The 3,781-nt window shown below is 48.3% G+C and carries 2 tRNA genes and 2 rRNA genes; all 4 read right to left on the bottom strand.

Annotation, left to right across the window (positions count from 1 at the left end):
• Nucleotides 1–2,289, bottom strand: a 23S ribosomal RNA gene (locus ACX0HA_RS17560); the annotation flags it as partial.
• 110 nt (nucleotides 2,290–2,399) lie between these two features.
• Nucleotides 2,400–2,473 (bottom strand) — tRNA-Ala (locus ACX0HA_RS17555).
• A 107-nt stretch (nucleotides 2,474–2,580) separates the two neighbouring features.
• Nucleotides 2,581–2,654, bottom strand: a tRNA-Ile gene (locus tag ACX0HA_RS17550).
• A gap of 97 nt (nucleotides 2,655–2,751) precedes the next feature.
• Nucleotides 2,752–3,781, bottom strand: a 16S ribosomal RNA gene (locus ACX0HA_RS17545); the annotation flags it as partial.

Genomic DNA, 3,781 nt, shown 5'->3' with positions numbered 1-3,781 from the left:
GGGAACCTTTAGAAGCCTCCGTTACTCTTTTGGAGGCGACCACCCCAGTCAAACTACCCACCAAGCAATGTCCCCCACAATATGGGGTTAGGCCTCAGATAAGCAAAGGGTGGTATTTCAACAATGACTCCACAACGCCTGGCGACGCCGCTTCATAGTCTCCCACCTATCCTACACATCACTTATCCAAGGTCAATACTAAGCTATAGTAAAGGTGCACAGGGTCTTTTCGTCCCACTGCGGGTAATCGGCATCTTCACCGATACTACAATTTCACCGAGCTCATGGCTGAGACAGTGTCCAGATCGTTACACCATTCGTGCAGGTCGGAACTTACCCGACAAGGAATTTCGCTACCTTAGGACCGTTATAGTTACGGCCGCCGTTTACTGGGGCTTCAATTCAATGCTTCTCCGAAGATAACATCTCCTCTTAACCTTCCAGCACCGGGCAGGTGTCAGGCCCTATACTTCATCTTACGATTTTGCAGAGCCCTGTGTTTTTGATAAACAGTCGCCTGGACCTTTTCACTGCGGCCAGCATTGCTGCTGGCGACCTTTCTCCCGAAGTTACAGGTCTATTTTGCCTAATTCCTTAGCCATGAATCTCTCGAGCACCTTAGGATTCTCTCCTCGACTACCTGTGTCGGTTTACGGTACGGGTTCTTATAATCTAAGTTTAGAAGCTTTTCTTGGAAGCCCTTAGGCGCACTATCACTTTGTCCGAAGACTCCGTGTACTATCGTATTTCACCAGTCCCTGCGCATTTTACTACAAGGCCTATAGCTAGGTACTTTAACGAACTATTCCGTCAGTTCGCGGCGCTTTCATCACTCCGTCACTCCATCACAATTATAAGAAGTACGGGAATATTAACCCGTTGGCCATCGACTGTCCCTTTCGGGTTCGCCTTAGGTCCCGACTAACCCTCAGCTGATTAGCATAGCTGAGGAAACCTTAGTCTTTCGGTGTGCGGGTTTCTCGCCCGCATTATCGTTACTTATGCCTACATTTTCTTTTCTAACCGCTCCAGCAATACTCACATATCACCTTCGACGCCGTTAGAATGCTCCCCTACCACTTACGATAAATCGTAAATCCATAGCTTCGGTAGTATACTTATGCCCGATTATTATCCATGCTCGTCCGCTCGACTAGTGAGCTGTTACGCACTCTTTAAATGAATGGCTGCTTCCAAGCCAACATCCTAGCTGTCTGGGCAGACAAACCTCGTTTTTTCAACTTAGCATACATTTGGGGACCTTAGCTGATGGTCTGGGTTCTTTCCCTCTCGGACATGGACCTTAGCACCCATGCCCTCACTGCTGGTAAACATTATATAGCATTCGGAGTTTGTCAGGAATTGGTAGGCGGTGAAGCCCCCGCATCCAATCAGTAGCTCTACCTCTATATAACTTAACCCAGCGCTGCACCTAAATGCATTTCGGGGAGTACGAGCTATTTCCGAGTTTGATTGGCCTTTCACCCCTACCCACAGGTCATCCGAAGACTTTTCAACGTCAACCGGTTCGGACCTCCACTGTGTGTTACCACAGCTTCATCCTGCCCATGGGTAGATCACACGGTTTCGCGTCTACCATTACTGACTAAAGCGCCCTATTCAGACTCGCTTTCGCTACGGATCCATACCTGAAGTACTTATCCTTGCCAGCAACGGTAACTCGTAGGCTCATTATGCAAAAGGCACGCCGTCACCCCACGAAAGGGCTCCGACCGCTTGTAGGCGTATGGTTTCAGGATCTATTTCACTCCGTTATTCACGGTTCTTTTCACCTTTCCCTCACGGTACTGGTTCACTATCGGTCTCTCAGGAGTATTTAGCCTTAGCGGATGGTCCCGCCAGATTCAGACAGGGTTTCACGTGCCCCGCCCTACTCAGGATACCACTATCTATTACATTCATTACCTGTACAGGGCTATCACCTTGTATCGCCCAACTTTCCAGATGGTTCCAGTTCTGTTTGCATAAAATGTCGTGGTCCTACAACCCCAATGATGCCGTAACAACATTGGTTTGGGCTGTTCCGCTTTCGCTCGCCACTACTTACGGAATCACTTTTGTTTTCTTCTCCTCCGCCTACTTAGATGTTTCAGTTCAGCGGGTTTGCCCCCTATCGGGTACTATATCTTCAATATAGTGGGTTGCCCCATTCGGATATCTACGGATCAAATCGTGTGTGCCGATCCCCGTAGCTTTTCGCAGCTTATCACGTCCTTCTTCGCCTCTGAGAGCCACAGGCATCCCCCATACGCCCTTATTTTGCTTATTGTACTTACGCGTCTTGTGTATGAATACACAAAACATACATGCTTTCTATATTTTTCTACTTTTTGAATTTATCTCAATATGTCAATGAACAATTTATCCTCTCGGATCGGTGGAGAATATCGGAGTCGAACCGATGACCTCCTGCGTGCAAGGCAGGCGCTCTAGCCAGCTGAGCTAATCCCCCGTTTTTAGACATAAGTTAACATCTTTAGTTAACAGTCCATACGGTTCGTCACTATAGTGTAACTCAACTTCTAAAATTTCCTTTAAGTAAAACGAGCAAGCTTATAGTAGTCCCGGGCAGACTCGAACTGCCGACCCCTACATTATCAGTGTAGTACTCTAACCAGCTGAGCTACGAGACTATTTATTTTTCAGCTCTCTTTACTTTAAATTTTTGAACTAACAGCGAGAGTAAGCAGTTCTTACTATCATAACATAACTTTGCGATCGTGTCTCTAGAAAGGAGGTGTTCCAGCCGCACCTTCCGGTACGGCTACCTTGTTACGACTTAGCCCCAGTTACCAGTTTTACCCTAGGCAGCTCCTTGCGGTCACCGACTTCAGGTACCCCCAGCTTCCATGGCTTGACGGGCGGTGTGTACAAGGCCCGGGAACGTATTCACCGGATCATGGCTGATATCCGATTACTAGCGATTCCAGCTTCATGGAGTCGGGTTGCAGACTCCAATCCGAACTGTGACCGGTTTTGTAGATTCGCTCCTGGTCGCCCAGTGGCTGCTCTCTGTACCGGCCATTGTAGCACGTGTGTAGCCCAGGACGTAAGGGCCGTGATGATTTGACGTCATCCCCACCTTCCTCACGGTTTGCACCGGCAGTCTTGTTAGAGTTCCCGACATGACTCGCTGGCAACTAACAACAGGGGTTGCGCTCGTTATAGGACTTAACCTGACACCTCACGGCACGAGCTGACGACAACCATGCAGCACCTTGTAATGAGTCCGAAGAAGGGCCTGTTTCCAAGCCTGTCCCACTACATTTAAGCCCTGGTAAGGTTCCTCGCGTATCATCGAATTAAACCACATGCTCCACCGCTTGTGCGGGCCCCCGTCAATTCCTTTGAGTTTCAAACTTGCGTTCGTACTCCCCAGGTGGGATACTTATCACTTTCGCTTAGCCACTCAGTATTGCTACCGAACAGCTAGTATCCATCGTTTACGGCGTGGACTACCAGGGTATCTAATCCTGTTCGCTCCCCACGCTTTCGTCCATCAGCGTCAATGTATTGTTAGTAACCTGCCTTCGCAATTGGTATTCCATGTAATATCTAAGCATTTCACCGCTACACTACATATTCTAGTTACTTCACAATAATTCAAGTTCTACAGTATCAATGGCAGTTCGATAGTTGAGCTACCGGATTTCACCACTGACTTATAAAACCGCCTACGGACCCTTTAAACCCAATGATTCCGGATAACGCTTGGATCCTCCGTATTACCGCGGCTGCTGGCACGGAGTTAGCCGATCCT

Source organism: Flavobacterium hauense, assembly GCF_054457175.1.
This window is presented reverse-complemented; position numbering and strand designations above follow the sequence as displayed.